We start from the raw sequence: 18,973 nt of genomic DNA on the forward strand, positions 1-18,973 counted from the left end.
CCATCTATGGGCAATAAAATGAATTACGGAGAAGATTATAAAACGGTGCCGGCTACATCCATCAAAAGTGGCACAGGCTTTGAAGTATTGCCGGACCTTTACACCTACACGGTACAAATAGTCAATATACATCTTGTCGGCAATCCGAAAACAGGTGACTTTGTGCTGGTGGATGCAGGCATGCCAAACTCGCACGAAAAAATCATTTCAGCCGTTGAAGATCGTTTCGGGGAAGGGCGCCGGCCACAGGCGATCATTTTGACCCACGGCCACTTTGATCATGTAGGGGCCATCATCGAGCTGGTGAAGTATTGGGATGTGCCGGTCTACGCCCACAAGCTGGAAATGCCGTTTCTGACCGGCAAGGCACCCTACCCGAAACCGGACGCTACCGTTGAGGGAGGAATGGTCGCTAAGACATCGCCGATTTTCCCGATAGAACCGATTGATTTGGGAGATAATGTAGAACCGCTTCCCGAGGACGGCAGTGTACCGCATATGCCGGAATTCAAATGGCTCCATACACCAGGGCACACCCCGGGTCACGTAGCCTTATTCAGGGAGCGTGACAGGACATTGATTGCAGGCGACGCATTTGTCGCTGTCAGACAGGAAAATCTATATGAAGTATTGACGCAGGAACTGGTGATCAGCGGGCCGCCGAGATATCTGACCACAGATTGGCAATCCGCCAAAGAATCCGTGGTCACTCTTGAAGCACTGAAACCATCCGTAGCAGTGACCGGGCATGGGAAACCCCTCTCCGGGGAACTGTTGGCTGATGGCCTGAAGGAACTGGCCGAGAACTTTGATGAGATGGCTAAGCCCAAGCATGGCAAGTATGTGGACTAGCCACATTGGCAGATAAAAGATGATTGTTGTAAGAAGGAAGGAAACATATGAAAAAGGATAATTTTTGGCATGAACTGCCGCGTCCGTTCTTCGTGCTGGCACCGATGGAAGAAGTGACGGACGTTGTATTCCGGCATGTCGTTGCAGAAGCGGCTGCTCCGGATGTCTATTTTACGGAATTTACAAATTCAGACAGCTACTGTCATCCAGAAGGCATCGACAGTGTCCGGGGTCGACTGATGTTCACTGAAGATGAACAGCCCATTGTCGCCCACATCTGGGGGGATCGCCCAGAACACTTCCGCCGGATGAGCATCGGTATGGCGGAGGAGGGCTTCAGAGGCATCGACTTGAATATGGGATGCCCTGTTCCGAACGTGGCTGGAGACGGTAAAGGAAGCGGATTGATAAAGCGGCCGGAAATCGCAGCAGAGCTCATACAGGCCGCGAAGGCCGGTGGGTTGCCGGTCAGCGTCAAGACACGCCTTGGGTATGATGAGACCGATGAGTGGAAGGAATGGCTCAAACATCTATTCGAACAAGACATCGCGAACCTTTCCATCCACTTGCGTACGCGTAAAGAGATGAGCAAATATGATGCCCATTGGGAGCTGATTCCAGAAATCCGCGAAATGCGCGATGCAATCGCCCCGGAGACGCTACTGACCATCAACGGCGATATTCCAGACCGCGAAACGGGCATGGAGCTCGCCGAAAAATATGGAGTCGATGGCGTCATGATCGGACGGGGGATCTTCAAAAATCCATTCGCATTCGAGAAGGAACCGAAAATGCATAGCAGTAAAGAACTGCTTGAGCTACTGCGGACACATCTCGACTTGTATGATCAATACAGTAAAGAAGTGCCCCGTAAATATACTGCCCTGCACCGCTTTTTCAAAATTTATGTAAAAGGATTCAGGGGCGCAGGCGCGCTTAGAAACAGTCTGATGGGCACAAAATCGACCGAAGAAGCGCGGGCTCTGCTTAATGCGTTTGAGCTCGAAGAAGCAGAAGAACTGAAGGCATGAAGCCCTCAATTTTAGCATGCACTCCTGATTGAACATCAGGAGTTTTTTTAGATGGGAAGCATTTCAAGAGTCATGGGAGGAGGGGAGCCGCATCCTGACTCCAATAGGCAGGCTGCTTTAACAGCCGGGTGAAGAATGTTATAGTATAGCAATGAAGTAGGGATTAAAAGAAACGAGGGATCATCATATGAATAGAGTCGACAGCATTGTTGATTTGATCGGACATACGCCGATGGTGAAGCTCAACAGAGTCGTGCCGGAAGGCGCTGCTGATGTCTATGTAAAACTTGAAATGTTCAACCCGAGCAAAAGTGTAAAGGACCGTGCAGCATTCAGCATGCTGGACCGTGCTGAAGCAGAGGGGTTGATTGAGCCGGGCGGAACGATCATCGAGCCAACAAGCGGCAATACCGGTATAGGGTTGGCGATGAATGCGGCGGCAAAAGGCTATGACGCAATATTCGTCCTGCCTGACAGCTCAACGAGTGAGCGCATCAACCTTCTGAAGGCGTATGGCGCTGAAGTGGTGCTGACACCGGCTGAAGAGAAGATGCCGGGGTCCATCCGGAAGGCTAAGGAACTGCATGCTGAAAGGCCTAACAGTTTCATCCCCCAACAATTCGAAAACAGTGCCAATCCGGATATCCACCGGACGACGACGGCGATTGAAATCCTGGATGATTTCGATTATAATCTCGATGCATTTGTCGCAACAGCTGGCACAGGCGGTACAATCACAGGTACCGGTGAAACTTTAAGGGAGCACCTTAAAGACTTGCACATTGCTGTGGTGGAGCCTGAAGGTTCGCCTGTATTGTCGGGTGGCAAGCCTGGTAAGCATAAGCTCGTCGGGACGAGCCCCGGCTTCATCCCGAATATATTGAATACCGATATATGGGATGAGATCATTCAAATAAAGGATGATGATGCAGTCGATATGTTCAGGAGGTTGGCTAAGGAAGAAGGCATTTTTGTCGGGCCTTCTGCGGGTGCTTCTGTATTTGCAGCGATTGAGGTCGCGAAGAAACTGGGCCCTGGCAAACGTGTGGCAGCAATTGCACCGGACACAGGGGAACGCTATATGAGCATGGACTTAATAGAATAGAAAGAGCGGCAGAAGTGATTCTGCCGCTTTTTTGTATGAACAAATGTGCCGGAAATCCGGATTCAAGCATTTAATACCGCTTCGTAGATTGCCCTGTCCGCTTCCGTGAATACATTGAAGATGACCTTGGTGAAATGATGCTCATGTGTTTTGAGCCATTCATCGACCGTCCATACAGCAATTTCTGCTGCACGCTCTTCCGGGAAATTGAACTCACCGGTGGAAATGGCCGGGAAGACGAGCGTTTTGACATCTCCCTTTTCTTGTGCAATATCAAGGCATGACCTATAGCTGGATACTAGTGTCGTTTCATGCCTGGCCGATACTTCCTCTCCATCGGAGAGCGCCGGTCCAACGGTGTGGATGACGTACTTTGCAGGGAGGTGGTAGCCTCTCGTGATTTTGGCATTCCCAGCCTCCTCATCCGTTTTCTGTCGATGGATGATTTCGGCTCCGTCATCCCTGAGCATTGGACCTGCTGCTGAGTGAATGACGTTGTCGATGCACCCATGGAGCGGCTGCATGCATCCGAGCAATTTTTCATTGGCGGCGTTGACGATGGCATCCGCTTCTATATTTGTAATGTCGCCCTGCCATAGGGCCATCTTATCCGCTTCCTTGAAGCGCGTTTTAGGAAAATCGGATTGAATGTTTCTGATTGATTCAGGCGACGTCTTTTCTTTCTCCTCTTTTTCAATATGGAGGAGTTTATCAAGCAGCTGCATCATTTCCTTATCGAGGGGGAGTGGTTGCCTGATATTGAGCAGTGCCCGGATAAGTTTACGCTGGGCGGTATAATCTTCGGGTATATCTATATCTTGCGTGCCGGCCTTTTCATTGCGCAGCATAAGAAGGACGCGTTCGGCGAGCACCGTTTTATCATCGATGTCACTCATAGTTGGAGCGAACGGTTCTTCCAACCTGATCGCTTTCTTGTAGTTATCTATATTGATATTTGCCATTTCAATCACCTCACCGTATATTTTGTCATGAATATTTGAATAATGCCATGTATCCGTTTCAGAAGGATTTGTTCGATTACAACGATTTAGGAAGTAAAATTCATAGAGAAAGGGTATAGTGAAATAACACAATTTAACTGGGAGGAATGGGATGATCACATTTTTGAAACTTGTTCTGATCGGCTTCATTTCAGGAGTGTTGCTTGCGGCGATTATGAAGACTGTGAGAAAGGTGACGGGAAATAAAGCGGACATATTACTCTATAATATGGATTATATACCAGTACTTAAACAATGGAGCGATAAGAGTATAACGGGTATCCTGTTCCATTACGCAACGTGCATATCGAGTGCGGTGGTGCTCTACTATATCTTGTTGCCGCTCGGCCTTGAGTCTTTGGTGTGGCCCTATGTGGTAGTCTTCACTGCAGGAGGCGGGGCACTTTATTTTCTGAGTGCATTGACTGAAACGCCCCCTTCAAAGGATGATGCGGCTGCATGGTTCTACTGGACTCTCGGTCACGCGATATTCGGTTTTGCAGTAGGGGGGCTCATCGCAATCTTTATATAAAAATAAGGTCACTTGGCATTTGATCCATATAAAATTCAACATACAATTGTGGTAGTATCGATGGATATTGTAGAATGATGATAAAGAGAACAGATGGAGGGTGCTTGAGTGTCGAACAATAAAGCTGAAACATATGATGTGAAAATAGACATGCTTGATAAGAAGGGCTCCGGTAGGGGGCACGTCTGGCGAGACGGGGGTGGCATCAATCCGAGGAAATTGAAGCTCACCGTACCCCAGACATTGATTGGAGAAGAAGTACAGGTGACAGTAGCGAATCCCGACCGAAAACGCGCCAAGGCACTGCCGGAAGAAATCATCAGGCCAAGTGTGGAACGCACTGCAGCGCCCTGTCCCCACTTCGACAAATGTGGAGGGTGCGTCTGGCAGCATTGGGATTACCAGGGGCAATTGGCCTATAAGGTGGCCGAAGTGCGCCGTTTTCTCGCGGAGAATGGGTTCGACCCGGATGTTGCAGCAGATGCGATCGGTATGGAGACGCCTTGGGAATACCGCAATAAGATGGAATTCACTTTCGGTCCTGAAGGCGGGCTGGGGCTGCATGAGCTCGGCAATTTCCGCAATGTCATCGACCTGGATACATGCCTGATAGCAGGCGGCCCGATGGTGCAGGCGATGCTTGAAGTTTCGCGTTGGGAGAAAGACCATGGCCTCCCAGGTTATGATAAGGACACGCATGCTGGACTGCTGCGCAATCTCATGACCCGATATTCACATAAAACCGGAGAACTCATGCTTGCAATTTTCGCCACCGAATCCCCAAAGGCGCATCAAAAGGCAGTGGATGACCTGATATCGCGGTTGAGCAGTAAATTCAGCGGACTGGTCAGCTTCATGTGGATGGAGAATACAGATTGGGCGGATGTGGCGCAGTCGGAGCATACACACCTCCTTTATGGACGTGATTACATCCATGATGAGATGTATGGCTATAAATATCGGATATGGTTTGATACCTTCTTCCAGACGAATCCTGAACAGGCCGAGAAACTTGTTGAATTGGCGATTGAGATGGCAGAAGTGGAAAGCGAAGATCGCATGATCGATCTTTTCTGCGGCGTCGGCACCTTCTCCTTGCCTTTCGCGAAGCGGGTTAAGGCACTTGCAGGCATAGAGATAGTGGAGACCTCCATTGAATCGGCAAAGAGGAACGCCAAAGACAATGGCATCGATAACACTTATTTCCTGGCAAAAGATGCCCGCCGCGGAATGGATGAGATTTTACAGACATGGGGGATCCCTGATCTTTTGATGCTGGACCCACCACGTTCCGGTGCCGGCGGCAAGGTGATGCGCAGGATTGGACGCCTCGGCACCGACCGCGTCGTCTATGTGTCGTGCAACCCGGAAAGTTTTGCTGAAGATATCACTTGGCTACGCGAGTTTGGCTATGAACTCAAGAGGGTTCAACCGGTTGATCTGTTCCCACATACTGTGCATATAGAACTTGTCGCATTGCTCGAGAAGGCATAATGTCCGTTCCAGAATGTAATTAGCCTAAACTTCAAGGAGGCAGTTATGAAACAATATCGCTATTCACTTTCTCCAGGTTCGAGGAAACATAAGGTTCTTATAGAAGATGAATCCGGGGATGAGATTGCACAGATCGACCGCACGGTGCTGAGGAACTGTGAGAGGCGTAATACTTACTCCTATACTTCTGCGCAAGGCAGAATAGTAAAGCTCGGTCTCAAAAAGCGGAAGTTTCGGGATATGAATATATCCAAGTACATCCTGCAGACAGACCAGGGAGAAATGGTCTTCAAGGAAAGGCCCGGCAGCAATCTGCTCCACTTTCGTGTGGATGGCAAGATTGATGGGCGTTTCCTGAGCATAGAAGAGGATTGGGCGGGTGATATGGAAGTCTACTACCATGGACGCCATGTTGCCACCGTCAAGGAAGATGTAGCCGCCAGGGAGACACTGATTCTTTCTGATCCGCAATTTGATGGGGAGTCTCTGCAATTTCAAATCGTTGTCCTCATGTACTTCATGTTTAAGCTCTATAAAAGGGAACCTTGGCAGATGGCGGATATGCTATCCTGATTATTTGGAGAAGGTTGGATCAAGCGTTGCACATTGAATGGACAAAAAAATCACCCAGTCCGTGGACTGGGTGATTTAATATGACCCCGAGTGGGTTCGAACCACCGACCCCTTGCCTGTCAAGCAAGTGCTCTCCCGCTGAGCTACGGGGTCTTGATATAATTTCTACATGTTCAAATTTACAACGGAGACATGGATTTGTCAATGGCATTATAATGGAATGTGTACATTTTGCACATTCTTTTGCCTTTGGTCATAATTTATAGCGTTGAGAACTGAAAGTACTGGAGGTTTCGCATGGATTTTGTATTTCTTATATTATCGTTTATCGCAGCTCTCATATCATTGGTGATGTTCATTAAAGGTGTGTCCCTATACATATCGGACAAAGGGTATAAAAAAAGTTGGCAGACAGCTTTGATGCTGATTACGGTCGCCGGTGTGCTGGCTATACTGACTGCGCTTATGGACAGCAGTTCGACGCTTGGAACCGGCCTCCTCATCACAGCACTGTACGCCGTTTCTACAGCCATTGCGTTCGGTGTCGTCTATGCAGTGAAGAAGGCTCGTGGAGAGTCATCAAAAGGTTATTTGAGGTATGCTGCCATTGCACTTTTCTGTGCCATTGCAATGCTGGCTGTTTCGATATTCGTAGTTGATGATACGGAAAGCCCTGAGCGGGAAGTGCCTGGGGCATCAGGGTCGGATGGAGAGCGGACTGTTGTAACCGTTGCTTCATTCATAGATGGTGACACCACGCGTTTTAACTTTGAAGGTAATGATGTTTCGTTCCGTTATCTGCTGATAGATACGCCGGAAACGAACCATCCGCGGATTGGGGAGCAACCCTACGGTAAAGAAGCATCCGCACGGACAAAAGAAATTTTGAGTGAAGCAGACACTATAGAGGTTGAATTCGATGTTGGACCGAAGCAGGATCATTACGAACGCTACCTTGCCTATATCTACGCAGATGGCAAGATGGTCAACGAAATTCTTGTCAGAGAAGGGCTTGCACAGGTCCGTTATATAAATCCCCCCAATACTACGCATCTGGACCGATTGGAAAAAGCACAGGAGAAGGCCAAGGAAGAAACGCTTGGCATCTGGTCGCTTGATCAACCTTTCGATTCCGAGGCACACCAAAAAGAGGAGAATCGCGGAAATGGTGATTCAGGTACAGAAGCCCAGTTCAAAAACTGTACAGAATTAAGGCAGGTCCACCCCGATGGGGTGAAGGAGGGACATCCTGCGTATAGCCTCAAAATGGATGGCGATCGAGACGGGTATGCATGCGACTGAAGCAAGCAAATATGTTTGATGGTACCTAGGAACGTGAATATACTAAATATAGACTACAAAAGGAGTTGAGCTTTTAATGGAACCATTGTATCAAGTTAAGATGATCAATACAGGTGGCCGCGATGGAGAGGTTCATAGTGAAGATAAATCATTTTCAATGAATGTCAAGCAGCCGAAGCAGATGTCAGGTGAAGACACGAAAGAAACAAACCCCGAGCAGCTATTTGCAGCAGCATATAGTGCATGTTTCAACAGTGCTCTCGACGGTGTCTTGAAGAAAGCGAAGGCAGATGACGTCAAGCGTGTGGTCAAAGCAACAGCAAAACTCTTGAAGGACGAGACGGATGGAGGCTTCAAACTTGGAGCTGAAGTCGAAGTGGAATTTGAAGGTGTGGAGCAAAGCGACGCAGACAAGTATGTAGAGGATGCGCACAAACTATGCCCATACTCCAAAATGGCTCAAAATGGTATAGACGTTAATATTAATGCCACTACCAAGTAATTATTCAAAAGGGATGGGAGCCCAGGCTTCCATCCCTTTTTCATGTCATGAATGTTATAATACAATGATAAAACCCATCAAATGGAGGAGAATACTCTGGTTTATCTTATTTGTGCATTCTACATAGGAATTATCTTATTGGCGGTCTATCTGATGACCCGAAAAGAGGAAAGGCAGACGATGATCGGCGTCCGGGGATATTTTGCAGTAGTAACTGTATTGTTCCTTATAAGTGTGGTCTTGTTTACCCTTTTTGATATTGGCGGCGGAAACCCGCGCTTCATCCTTATATTCTCGTATCTATTCGTCATTCCGCTCCTGATGCTCATCGGCTATAAAATATTAGGTTACATCAAAAGATATAGTCAGGCACAGCGTCTTGCGCTTGGTTTCGCCGGCCTTTTGAACTTGCTGGTATTCGGATATATACTGCTGTTCATATTCACATGGCTGTTCTACTATATGATCTAGGTGCGAGCCTAATTGAAAAGCCCGGACATCCTCTTATCCCATCAAGAGGTGTCCGGGCTTTCTTTAGTTATGGCATTACTGTGAGGGGGTCAGAAAATGAGTGCGAGCATCGCTATCAAAATGCCGATTGATGCCATCCGAATGGAGAATCCAATGTTCATTCTAGTAATCTTATAGGGGTTGAGTCCCATACTCTGTGCGGTCATGGTGGCATTGATGCCATACGGTGCAGCAGGGGATATACCCATGCCGCAGACAATCATCACCAAAGAAATGCTCAATGCATTTTCAGGCGTCAACACCGGCACTAGTACCTCTGCTAAAATGGCGAGTGTCGCCACTGGGTGAACGCCGACCATCGCAAGACCATAGATGACGACCATGATGAGCACAAGGATCAGAACAAGCAGGTGATCGACATAGCTGAAGACCTGCTGCATCATAGAAGGTGCGGCACTGCTGTTGAAACCGCCTGCGAATATGCCTAGCGACAAAAATAGGATGGCAAAATTTTGAAGATGATTATTATGCTCCTTCCAAGTCAACCACCCCGTTTTCAGGAACAGCTTGAACCGGCGCATGATGAACGCGGCCGTAAAGGAGAACGGCAGTATGATTAGAGCAATGGTCATGATGAAGTCGAGGGCGGCCCAAGTGTTGAGGATCATCACTGCCCCGAGGAAGCTGACGAGCAACAAGAGCATCTTTAAGAGTGTCCTGATAAGTCGCCCGCTGTCGATTTCCGGGGACTGGACGTCAAGTGTCATGCCTTGAAATTCTTTTGTGGCAATGAACATTTCAATCAGGCCTACGAGCAGGGAGACGGTGATGAGCCATGGCAAAAGTGTAAAGTAGGAAGTGCCTGTCGAGTCGACAGTGAGGCCTACAATCACTTCAAGGGGGCTCCAGATTACAGCCAGGGCGAAGGCGCGCAATGTAGACTTGATGATGAATGTATTCCTGAGTGAATCATCTTCATTCTCGAACAGGCGCCATAAGACATTTTGGATGATGTAGAGTGCTGAGATGTTGAGGAAGATGGCCAGGAAGTATGAAGTGAACATACTTTTGCCATAGATCTTTTCAACCCTGTCTGCCTTGTCCTGGATCATGTCCGTGATGCTCGAATCCATACCCCCGACTTTAACGACAGTGCCGATCCATGGCAGGATGCTGAAGAAGAACAATAAGGGCAGGTTGTCCGTGATATGGGAGGCAACAGCTGCAATGCTGTTGCCTGCTGATAACGAAAGCACTATACCGGCAGTGATGAACAGAATGCCGATGATCTTAAACAGCCTGGAACCGAAAACCCATGAGATGAGCAGTACCACAATCGTGTAGACAGTCGTAGTATATGAGAGGAACTCGCTTCCTGTAAAGAATTGAAGCAGGAACAGAAGGAATAAGGACCCATATATGTAAAAGAAACTGTTCAATACACCTGGATTCCGCAGGATATTCAATGCAACACCTTCCTTCGTATTATATATGAGGCGATCTGAGTGACCTATAGGACAGGTGAAGCCCTATAGGTATGAAAAATCGTTCAGATCAAGCACTGTGTCTTGCCCTGTGAGGTGATTCGCCACTTCACGGCCGACAAGGGGGCTTGCGGTAAGACCTGTTGCGCCCATGCCGTTTATCACTATCGTCCTATCATCTACGGCACCGATGAAAGGGAGGAAGTCACGCGCATATGGCTTTAGACCGACCATCATCTTGATGTCTTCTATAGTGGACTCGGGGAAGTATCGCTCAGCGAGATCCCTTAGATATCGATGATTTTCTTCTGATGGTTCCGCAGAAAAACTATCAGTGTCTTCATGGGTGGTACCAATCGCATATTGATTGATTCCCATTTCGACGATATAGATCGGACCGAGTGCCATGACGACAGGACGAGGCTGTTTGTTGCTCGAATCCTTGAGGCGGAAATGCAGTACTTCAGAGCGCTGGTGGCGTATATGGGGTTCGTGCTGCTGTTCAATGCCCCAGGCACCAGTTGCATAGATGAGGGTGCCTGATGCATGGGAGGGGTCAAAATCCGCATTAATCCATTCCCCGCCATATTTAAGGAAGCCGGCTTTCAAGGCTTTCAATAGTTCAGCCCCCTTGACCTGGCCGCCGCCTTCAACCAGGACCCCCGGATAGAGGGCGGTCAAATCTGGATGCATCTGTGCGACTTCTTCCCTTGAGACTTTCCGGACCGTCCCCATTTCAGGCGCATCTGCCTGTTTGGCCGAAATACGCTTGAAGGCAAGTTCCTGTACATGGTCGTCCTTGAATAGGCTGATTGACCCCTCCCGCCTATAACCACTGTCGAGGCCAGTTTCGGCTTTAAGTGCTTCGATGAACTCCGGATAGTATTTTGCGCTCTCTCTTACCAGGGCGTACCATTTTTTGTTCCTTCTCTGGCTGACCCAGGGACAGATGATGCCGGCAGAGGCCTCTGTAGCCTTGCCGGTATCGTTACGGTCGTACAATCTGACGGCATACCCTTTCTTCGCAAGATGGTATGCGGTGGAGGCGCCGGCGATACCGCCGCCTATGATGGTGAAATCTATCACTCTATACACTCCTGTCTCTAATGCTTTATAGTAGTCTAACATTATTTGATTGTATTATGATACAGTGCATCTGAAAGGAGTTCTACAATGGAAGATAAATATGTATTGGATGTGTTTAAAGATCACTCGGTGCTTAAGGTACTGAATATAATGACCATCTCGATTACGATTCTGTCATTTGCGGTATTTTATCTCCTGGAGCTATTCGCAGCCGGTGGAGAGAGTTCCGCTTTAGCCGGCTTTGACCAGCTTGGTGTGTTCGGAGCAGTATTTTTTGTCATGGCACTTCTTTTTGCCATCATCACTTTCCACGAAGCCATCCATGGTCTGTTCTTCAAGATATTTGCACCATCCGGCCGAGTGCGTTTCGGCTATAAGTCCGGGATGTTCTATGCTGCGGCACCAGGGGAGGTCTTCAGCAGGGGACGGTTCATCATAATCATCCTGATGCCCTTCATCATCATTACCACATTGATGCTGATTCTGATGATGACCACTTCACACGGTGCCTTCAAATATCTTCTTGCCCTCCACACCGGAGCATGTGCAGGTGATTTCTACTACGTGTATCTGCTCATGCGCAAAAATCATATGAAGTTTGTTGAAGATACCGAGGTCGGTATGACGATGTATAGAAGTCATCCGGGGGGCAGGAACTAGGAACATCTGTTCGTTTTATGTTATACTGGCTTAAATATTTCTGGATGGGTGGATGTCATGGAGAGAAGAATCATTCACATCGATATGGATGCCTTCTATGCACAGGTGGAGCAAAGGGATAACCCGGCATACCGGGGAAAGCCGATTATTGTCGGTGGTAAATCGGTGAGCCGTGGTGTGGTCGCGACTGCGAGCTATGAGGCGAGGAAGTTCGGTGTGCATTCCGCGATGCCGACTAAACAAGCATATAAACTGTGTCCGGATGGCATCTATGTGCGGCCGAGATTCGATCATTACAAAGCTGTATCTAAAATGATCATGGATATATTCCTCGAATATACCGAAGTTGTGGAGCCACTTTCATTGGATGAGGCTTATCTGGATATTACACACCTCGTAGGCCGGCAACGGCCGGCGCGTGCAATAGCACTTGAAATCCAACGGAAGATATTCGAAAAGACCAGACTGACGTCATCAAGCGGCATATCCTACAACAAGTATCTCGCGAAGATTGCATCAGGTATGAACAAGCCGGCCGGGACGACCGTCATCCATTACGATAATGTACAGGAAGTATTGTTCAATATGGATATCGGCGAATTTCCGGGAGTGGGCCGGGTGACTGAAGCAAAAATGCATGAGCTGGGAATACGAAACGGCAAAGAACTCCATGAATGGAGTGAGGCCGATCTCGTCAATCAGTTCGGGAAAAAAGGCATTAGCCTCCATCAGAAGGCGCGGGGCATCGGTACGTCGGAACTGAAGATCGAGCGGATACGGAAGTCCATCGGTAAGGAGACGACCTTCAACTACGATATAAATGATGATGATGAGATCCTCAAAGTGATCGGTTCATTATGCAGTCAGGTAAGCAGCCGGCTCGAGCTTCAGCAGTATGCCGGAGGGGTGGTCACCGTCAAGATGAAGACGGCGGACTATGCCACCCATACGAGACAGATGATGACGACGAATCCAGTCTTCACTGAAGAAGAACTTTACCATTACGCCTACAATCTCTACCACGAATTGAAATCCCCCGATGAAGCCATAAGGCTCATCGGGGTGACAGTTTCACACTTATCCGACCGTACATACCGCAATCTGACGATATATGATCTCCTCTAGTCTTTTTTCTCCCTGCTCCCGGTCTGGACTTTCCGGGGATTGGGACCAACCTTTTGATGTTGTACAATCATCTGATAGATGACGATGATTTCATATAGTATATGGATCTTAAAAGAATCCTCTTCATCATCCAGTTTTCGGATATCCTTCCTGAGGAAGCGGATTGCAGGATTGGTCATCGATAGGGAGCTGAGGTCCAGATGGAGATAGGCGGTAATTTCCTGTATGGCCCTTTTTTCTTCTGGTGTGAAATCCATGGATAATTTGTCGGGTAGGTAGATCAAGTTGCCGAGATGGGTGAAGTATAGCTTCTTGAACTGGAGTTCACGCTCCAGGCTGTTCAACAGCCGCATCTCTTCACGATTGGATTTATGGTAGCGGTATTCATCTTGCTGATACTTCAGAAGCTTTTCTGAGTTGAGGATGGAGCTTTGGATTTTAGCATAGGCACGCTCACTCTTATCGGATTCATANATCTGCTCACCATATTTTGGAGGAAGTACCAGAAAGTTGATGAGTGTACTTGTTGCCAATCCTATAGTCGTTGTAGCGAGCCTCGAAGTGAAGTTATAAACGTAGGCATCACCAACTGAAGGCACCATCGCCACAGCAGTGATTGCAGCTACAAGCACCCCGGCCTGTAGATTGAGGTGGTATGTGATGAATATGGTGAGTGTGGCTGCTATTGAGTAGGTGAATGCACCATCCCCAAGCACATAGAGTGAAGCTACGGCGATAAAAGCGCCGATGATGGATGCCGGAAATCTGACATATGCTTTTTTTAATGAAGCATACGCCGTCGGTTCTATTGTCACTATGGCAGTGATTACGGCAAATATGGGGGGCAGCCCCACCCAGAGACAGATGAGCGCTGTCAAAAATGTCGACAGGCCAGTCTTGATGATACGGGGACCGATTATTTTTCTTATATCAAATCTCATATTCATGCTTCCTTCTAAAATTTTAAGTCTTTCAATTCTAGTATAGCATGAAGAGTTTGTTATAATAATTGGTGGATACAATATTTTTAAAGTAAGTAGGGTTGATAAATGATCATTAAAACAGAAGAAGAAATGCAGCATCTTGAGGAGATAGGCCGTATTTGCGGCACTGTGCTGAAGCAGCTTGTGGACTATACAGCACCGGGCATGACAACGAAGGAGATTGACGACAAGGGCGGCGAACTCCTTAAGGAAATGGGTGCAGAAAGCGCGCCGATCAGCGAATACGATTTCCCCGGCCATACATGCATCAGCATCAATGAAGAAGTGGCGCACGGCATACCGGGTAAGCGCATCATAAATGAAGGGGACATCGTCAACATCGACGTTTCGGCAAAGAAGAATGGTTATTTTGCAGATACTGGCATCTCTTTTGTAGCAGGCGAGTCGGACGATCCACTTAAACAGAAGGTAGTGGATGTCTGTGAGATGGCTTTTGAAGAAGCTTTGAAGAAAATCAAACCCGGCACGAAAGTCAGTCAGATCGGCAGGGCGGTACACAAAGTAGCAAGACAGAATGGCATGTCAGTCATCAAAAACCTGACTGGGCACGGAGTAGGTAGAAGCCTGCACGATGCACCAAAACACATCATGAACTACTATGAACCGGGCAACAGTGAACTGTTGACGGAAGGTATGGTCATTGCAGTCGAGCCTTTCATATCTTCGAAGGCATCATTCGTCTCGGAAGGTAAGGATGATTGGGCATTTGAAACGAAAGATGGAAGCTATGTGGCCCAAAAGGAACACACTATCGTCGTCACTAAAGAAGGACCAAAACTTCTGACATTGGTCGAAGAATAGACTGCTCGGAATGTTATGTTTATATATTGAAAAGGACTGTATTGGATAATCTCCAATACAGTCCTTTTCTTATTGATAGCCATCATGTACAAGGTCCACCTTGCCGTTGTCCGGGCTGATTACTGTGCCGTGTACCGGCACATCAGCAGGCATAAGAGGATGGCTCTTAATTTTTCCGATGCTTTCAGTGATGCTTTCCTCTACGCTGTCGAATCCTTTAAGCCAATCTTTAATATCTATGCCGGAATGCTCAAGTATATTGAATGTATTATCGGGAATGCCGCGCTCTTTCATGTTTGCAATCATTGGTTCCGGTTCCAATGAGCCGAAGCCGCAATCATGATGGCCCATGACCATCACTTCCTCCGCGCCGAGCATATAGACTGCCACAAGTATGCTCCGCATGGTACTGCCGTAAGAGTGGGAGATGACGGCGCCGGCATTCTGGATATGCTTGATGTCGCCGTTCTTCAATCCCAATGCTTTCGTCGACAATTCTGTCAGCCGGGTATCCATACATGATATGAGTACCAGCTTTTTCTGTGGGGTTTTATCTGTGAGATACTCTTGATATTCTTTATTGTCTATAAATTCTTTGTTGAAGTCGAGTAGATCATACAGTAGACTCATTGTTTGCATTCTCCTCTTGTTGTTTCTTTTTCATTGAACGTTTATGCAGTATGGCGTTGATCTGGGCTCCGAGGATGATGATGACTCCTGTGATGTATAGCCATAATATAAGCACGATTACACCAGCGATACTGCCGTATGTTGCGGAATAGTTGCTGAAGTTAGAGATGTAGAAACTGAATCCCCAAGACGCGACCAGAAATGCGATGGTTGTAAAGATTGAGCCTGGAATGACCGCTTTAATCTGCAACTTGATATTCGGTGCTGTCGTGTAGATGACGACGAACACGATGAATACCAAGAGAACAGGCAGCAGGCTTCTGACAAGGTTCCATATGGTCTGGAACTGATCATCGAGTCCTATGACGCCGAACATCAGATTACCGATCTGTTCGCCGAATACAATCAATACGAAAGTAAGAAGAACAGAAATCGCAAGAATGATTGTAAAGACGATCGACAATGATTTGGCGATAAGGAAGTTTCTGTTGTCCTCAACATCATATGCGACGTTGAAGGCATTCATCAGAGCAGTCATACCATTAGAAGCTGACCATAACGTCACAATCAAACCGACTGAGAGCAAGCCGCCACTGGAGTTCTCCATGACATCAGAAATGATGCCTTCCAACATACTTGAAATGTCTGCCGGGGCGTAATCCCGGATGAACTGGGTGATCATTTCCTGATCTATCTGGAATAATGGAACCAGGGTCAACAGGAAGATCAGTAAAGGGAAGATCGCCAACAGGAAGTAGTAGGCGAGCTGCGCCCCCATACCGGATGTATTGTCTTTTGAAAATTGGAATAGCAAGTTTTGGAAAAAATTTCCTTTTTCCTTGTATTTAGCAGGCTTATTGATTTTAGAAACATAGAAGCGCTCATCAGGCTTCTTGCTTAATTTTGATTTGAATTCGACTTCTTCGACAAAAGTTTCACCTTCGGAATGCTTGTTTTTATCCACTATCTGTTCTTTCTCTTCTTGTTTAGCTTGATTCAGATAATCAGAATTGGATTGTTTTGACACATGCTCAACTCCTTATCTTTTAAAATAAAAGGGCCGACTGACGTCAGCCCAACGATTTTAATTCAACTTCTTCTGATCACGTTTTTTCATGAATGTATCTTTGGCATCCTTTAAGGACTCCTCAAGTTCAGGATTGTTACGACGAATCTCTTCGACTGTTTCTTTCCAGAACATTACTTCGTCCTTGAGTGAATCGATTTTAGAAGATTGGCCGGAGCCGGAGTTCATCTTCTGCTTTGCCTCTTCTGGATTTTGGGCATAATATTTGAGATCTTTTGTGCCACTCATCACCGAATTTCTCGTGTTCCTGTCGATAAGGCTGAGTCCTGCACCTAGGGCAGCACCGATCAGTATTGCTGGCAACATCTTATTCTTCATGTGAATTCTCCTTTTGGTTGATTTATAGTTGCTTATATCCATTTTAAACAACCTTCAAACTTTATTCATCCCTTAGTTGAATAAAAATTTTATTATTAATTCAACTTTGTTATTATTGTAATGAATTTATTCTACAAGATGGGGGAATGTCCAATGGACAAGGAAAAAATGTTGAAGGATATAGAGAGTTCACTGAACGTAGTGAACAAAGGGGTGTTCAATGCTGAGGATTTCAGTGATGATAATGTTGAACAGCTCAATGAGATTCACGAAATGGTCACATCAAGAAATCAGATAACAGCCATCGAACAGACCGCTATAATCGAAGAATTATCAAAACTCAGGAAATAAAGGAGAGACTTCAATGACCGGAAAAAATTCTAAGCTTGAAAAGTATGCCGACCTGCTTGTCGATGTAGGCCTGAATGTCCAAGAAGGCGGGCGCGTGTTCATAAGATCTGCACAAGACGCTTTACCGCTGATTCGCATGGTTACCGAGAAAGCATATGAAAAAGGAGCAAAGGAAGTTAAAGTGAGCCTGGCGGACGATGCGCTTACAAAACTCCATGCCAAACACCAGGAAAAGGAGGAACTTGCCACTATCCACCAGTGGACCATCGATGAACGGATGCACTATTCTGATGAAAAAGCCGGATTCCTGAGCATCACATCTTCTTCCCCGGAACTTTTGAAAGATATAGATCCAGAGAAATTAAAAGCGATGCAGATCGCCTCAGGTAAAGCATTTAAAGACTTTTCAAACCGCATCCAATCCGATTACCACAGCTGGTGCGTTGCTGGCTATCCATCACTGGACTGGGCAAGACTCGTATTTCCGGATGAAAGTGATGATGATGCGGTAGAAGCATTGCTTGATCTGATACTCTATACTGTACGCGCGGATCAGGACGACCCTGTTGAAGCATGGGAGCAGCATGACGCACTCTTGCACGAGAAGGTCGACTACCTCAATGATAAAAAATATAATGCACTCCGTTACGAAGCACCTGGAACCGACTTGACGATCGGACTCCCGAAAGGGCACTTGTGGGCTGGCGCCTCAAGTGAAAATGAAGATGGCGAAACCTTCATGGCTAATATGCCGACCGAGGAAGTATTCAGCGTACCTGAGAAAACGCGTGTAGATGGATATGTATCCAATACACTGCCGCTCAGTTATGGAGGAAATCTGATAGATGACTTCAAGCTGACTTTTAAAGATGGTAAAGTCGTTGATTTCGAAGCAGGTAAAGGATATGAAGTGCTGAAGAATCTGCTTGATACCGACGAAGGTTCAAGGTACCTCGGAGAAGTGGCGCTGGTACCGGACGACTCGCCGATATCAAACACGGGACGTCTGTTCTATAATACGCTCTTCGATGAAAATGCGTCATGCCACATTGCTCTGGGAAGCGCTTATGCCTTCTGCATCGAAGGCGGCAAGAACATGTCCCGGGAGGAGCTTGAGGCTGCTGGGTTGAACGATTCGATCAGCCACGTCGACTTCATGATAGGTTCTGATGAATTGAACATCTACGGCATCACTGAGGACGGTAAGGAAGAAAAAGTATTTGAAAAAGGGAACTGGGCCTTCTAAAATTGTAGATGCAAAGAAGAAAAAATATGGTAGAATATAAATAATAGGATAAGTATTAGAGGAGGATTCACATGAGCTTTGGAATGATGTTTCTAATAACTATGGCTTTTATGTTCGCCATATTCGGATTTGCTGCGACCCTTTATCACTTCCTGTCAAAAGCACTTACCGTTAAAGATGGACTTGTGATTGATACGCCGGAAGAAGCTTTGGAAAGAGATCTTTAGGTTCAGCATTATAAGAACAGGAAGGGATGATTGTATCCCTTCTTTTTTAATGTAGGGGATATGCTGTTGTAGTAGTATGTGGGATGGAGGG

At 46.9% G+C, this 18,973-nt stretch carries 22 protein-coding genes and 1 tRNA gene; 15 read left to right on the forward strand and 8 right to left on the reverse strand.

Going from position 1 to position 18,973, the window contains the following annotated elements:
- Nucleotides 1–6: 6 nt before the first annotated feature.
- The 3 genes from ABD734_RS00435 (at nt 7) to cysK (ending at nt 2,988) form a co-directional block, all read left to right on the forward strand.
- The gene (locus ABD734_RS00435; protein ID WP_344700648.1) at nt 7–852 is read left to right on the forward strand and encodes an MBL fold metallo-hydrolase; all 846 of its coding nucleotides are present in this window, start codon (nt 7–9) and stop codon (nt 850–852) included.
- Between the two features lie 47 nt (nt 853–899).
- A complete protein-coding gene (locus ABD734_RS00440; protein ID WP_344700649.1) occupies nt 900–1,883 on the forward strand; it encodes a tRNA dihydrouridine synthase in 984 nt (327 codons plus the stop codon).
- Between the two features lie 187 nt (nt 1,884–2,070).
- The gene (gene cysK, locus ABD734_RS00445; RefSeq protein ID WP_344700650.1) at nt 2,071–2,988 is read left to right on the forward strand and encodes a cysteine synthase A; all 918 of its coding nucleotides are present in this window, start codon (nt 2,071–2,073) and stop codon (nt 2,986–2,988) included.
- A gap of 62 nt (nt 2,989–3,050) precedes the next feature.
- Here the strand turns inward: cysK and ABD734_RS00450 are convergent, their stop codons facing one another.
- Entirely contained in the window at nt 3,051–3,950 is a 900-nt protein-coding gene (locus ABD734_RS00450) for a protein-ADP-ribose hydrolase (protein ID WP_344700651.1), read from the reverse strand.
- Between the two features lie 151 nt (nt 3,951–4,101).
- Between ABD734_RS00450 and ABD734_RS00455 the strand changes: the two genes are divergently transcribed.
- The 3 genes from ABD734_RS00455 to ABD734_RS00465 all read left to right on the forward strand — a co-directional run bounded on the left by ABD734_RS00455 (nt 4,102) and on the right by ABD734_RS00465 (nt 6,588).
- Nucleotides 4,102–4,521 (forward strand): hypothetical protein, encoded by a 420-nt coding sequence (locus ABD734_RS00455; RefSeq protein ID WP_344700652.1) that lies wholly within the window; start codon nt 4,102–4,104, stop codon nt 4,519–4,521.
- Nucleotides 4,522–4,629: 108 nt separating this feature from the next.
- Nucleotides 4,630–6,015: a 23S rRNA (uracil(1939)-C(5))-methyltransferase RlmD gene (gene rlmD, locus ABD734_RS00460; protein WP_344700653.1), complete on the forward strand. Its 1,386-nt coding sequence runs from the start codon at nt 4,630–4,632 to the stop codon at nt 6,013–6,015.
- Between the two features lie 45 nt (nt 6,016–6,060).
- Entirely contained in the window at nt 6,061–6,588 is a 528-nt protein-coding gene (locus tag ABD734_RS00465) for a hypothetical protein (RefSeq protein WP_344700654.1), read from the forward strand.
- Nucleotides 6,589–6,669: 81 nt separating this feature from the next.
- Here ABD734_RS00465 and ABD734_RS00470 read toward each other — a convergent pair.
- Nucleotides 6,670–6,741, reverse strand: a tRNA-Val gene (locus ABD734_RS00470).
- A 144-nt stretch (nt 6,742–6,885) separates the two neighbouring features.
- Here ABD734_RS00470 and ABD734_RS00475 point away from each other — a divergent pair.
- The 3 genes from ABD734_RS00475 to ABD734_RS00485 all read left to right on the forward strand — a co-directional run bounded on the left by ABD734_RS00475 (nt 6,886) and on the right by ABD734_RS00485 (nt 8,863).
- Complete coding sequence (locus ABD734_RS00475) at nt 6,886–7,890, forward strand: thermonuclease family protein (protein ID WP_344700655.1); 1,005 nt, start codon at nt 6,886–6,888, stop codon at nt 7,888–7,890.
- Between the two features lie 76 nt (nt 7,891–7,966).
- Nucleotides 7,967–8,392, forward strand: a complete 426-nt coding sequence (locus ABD734_RS00480; protein ID WP_344700656.1) for an Ohr family peroxiredoxin — start codon at nt 7,967–7,969, stop codon at nt 8,390–8,392.
- Between the two features lie 153 nt (nt 8,393–8,545).
- Nucleotides 8,546–8,863, forward strand: a complete 318-nt coding sequence (locus ABD734_RS00485; RefSeq protein WP_344700657.1) for a hypothetical protein — start codon at nt 8,546–8,548, stop codon at nt 8,861–8,863.
- 89 nt (nt 8,864–8,952) lie between these two features.
- Here the strand turns inward: ABD734_RS00485 and ABD734_RS00490 are convergent, their stop codons facing one another.
- Together ABD734_RS00490 and ABD734_RS00495 are read right to left on the reverse strand one after the other, a co-directional pair.
- Nucleotides 8,953–10,329 carry a hypothetical protein gene (locus tag ABD734_RS00490; RefSeq protein WP_344700658.1) on the reverse strand — a complete coding sequence of 459 codons (1,377 nt, stop codon included), beginning with the start codon at nt 10,327–10,329 and terminating at the stop codon, nt 8,953–8,955.
- 63 nt (nt 10,330–10,392) lie between these two features.
- Nucleotides 10,393–11,433, reverse strand: a complete 1,041-nt coding sequence (locus ABD734_RS00495; protein ID WP_344700659.1) for an NAD(P)/FAD-dependent oxidoreductase — start codon at nt 11,431–11,433, stop codon at nt 10,393–10,395.
- A gap of 87 nt (nt 11,434–11,520) precedes the next feature.
- Here ABD734_RS00495 and ABD734_RS00500 point away from each other — a divergent pair, with 87 nt between their 5' ends.
- Together ABD734_RS00500 and dinB are read left to right on the forward strand one after the other, a co-directional pair.
- Complete coding sequence (locus ABD734_RS00500; protein ID WP_344700660.1) at nt 11,521–12,093, forward strand: DUF3267 domain-containing protein; 573 nt, start codon at nt 11,521–11,523, stop codon at nt 12,091–12,093.
- Nucleotides 12,094–12,150: 57 nt separating this feature from the next.
- Nucleotides 12,151–13,218 (forward strand): DNA polymerase IV, encoded by a 1,068-nt coding sequence (gene dinB, locus ABD734_RS00505; RefSeq protein ID WP_344700661.1) that lies wholly within the window; start codon nt 12,151–12,153, stop codon nt 13,216–13,218.
- On the opposite strand, the gene ABD734_RS00510 is transcribed toward dinB, so the two are convergent.
- Entirely contained in the window at nt 13,215–14,300 is a 1,086-nt protein-coding gene (locus tag ABD734_RS00510) for an FUSC family protein (protein ID WP_425568261.1), read from the reverse strand. The genes dinB and ABD734_RS00510 overlap by 4 nt on opposite strands.
- Here ABD734_RS00510 and map point away from each other — a divergent pair.
- The gene (map, locus tag ABD734_RS00515; protein ID WP_344700663.1) at nt 14,268–15,023 is read left to right on the forward strand and encodes a type I methionyl aminopeptidase; all 756 of its coding nucleotides are present in this window, start codon (nt 14,268–14,270) and stop codon (nt 15,021–15,023) included. The two genes, ABD734_RS00510 and map, sit on opposite strands and share 33 nt — an antisense overlap.
- 69 nt (nt 15,024–15,092) lie before the next feature.
- Here map and ABD734_RS00520 read toward each other — a convergent pair whose 3' ends face one another.
- The 3 genes from ABD734_RS00520 to ABD734_RS00530 are packed head-to-tail and all read right to left on the reverse strand — an operon-like array spanning nt 15,093 to nt 17,058.
- Entirely contained in the window at nt 15,093–15,653 is a 561-nt protein-coding gene (locus ABD734_RS00520; protein ID WP_344700664.1) for a beta-class carbonic anhydrase, read from the reverse strand.
- Complete coding sequence (locus ABD734_RS00525) at nt 15,637–16,680, reverse strand: YihY/virulence factor BrkB family protein (RefSeq protein ID WP_344700665.1); 1,044 nt, start codon at nt 16,678–16,680, stop codon at nt 15,637–15,639. The genes ABD734_RS00520 and ABD734_RS00525 overlap by 17 nt, the downstream gene beginning before the upstream one ends.
- A gap of 57 nt (nt 16,681–16,737) precedes the next feature.
- A complete protein-coding gene (locus tag ABD734_RS00530; RefSeq protein WP_344700666.1) occupies nt 16,738–17,058 on the reverse strand; it encodes a YtxH domain-containing protein in 321 nt (106 codons plus the stop codon).
- A gap of 153 nt (nt 17,059–17,211) precedes the next feature.
- Between ABD734_RS00530 and ABD734_RS00535 the strand changes: the two genes are divergently transcribed.
- The 3 genes from ABD734_RS00535 to ABD734_RS00545 all read left to right on the forward strand — a co-directional run bounded on the left by ABD734_RS00535 (nt 17,212) and on the right by ABD734_RS00545 (nt 18,882).
- Nucleotides 17,212–17,409, forward strand: coding sequence for a DUF1128 family protein (locus tag ABD734_RS00535; protein ID WP_344700667.1), 198 nt, complete (start codon nt 17,212–17,214; stop codon nt 17,407–17,409).
- Between the two features lie 13 nt (nt 17,410–17,422).
- Entirely contained in the window at nt 17,423–18,655 is a 1,233-nt protein-coding gene (locus ABD734_RS00540) for an aminopeptidase (RefSeq protein WP_344700668.1), read from the forward strand.
- Nucleotides 18,656–18,726: 71 nt separating this feature from the next.
- Entirely contained in the window at nt 18,727–18,882 is a 156-nt protein-coding gene (locus ABD734_RS00545) for a hypothetical protein (RefSeq protein WP_344700669.1), read from the forward strand.
- Nucleotides 18,883–18,973 lie beyond the last annotated feature (91 nt).

Source organism: Salinicoccus jeotgali, from assembly GCF_039538805.1.
GTDB classification, from domain to species: Bacteria; Bacillota; Bacilli; order Staphylococcales; family Salinicoccaceae; genus Salinicoccus; species Salinicoccus jeotgali.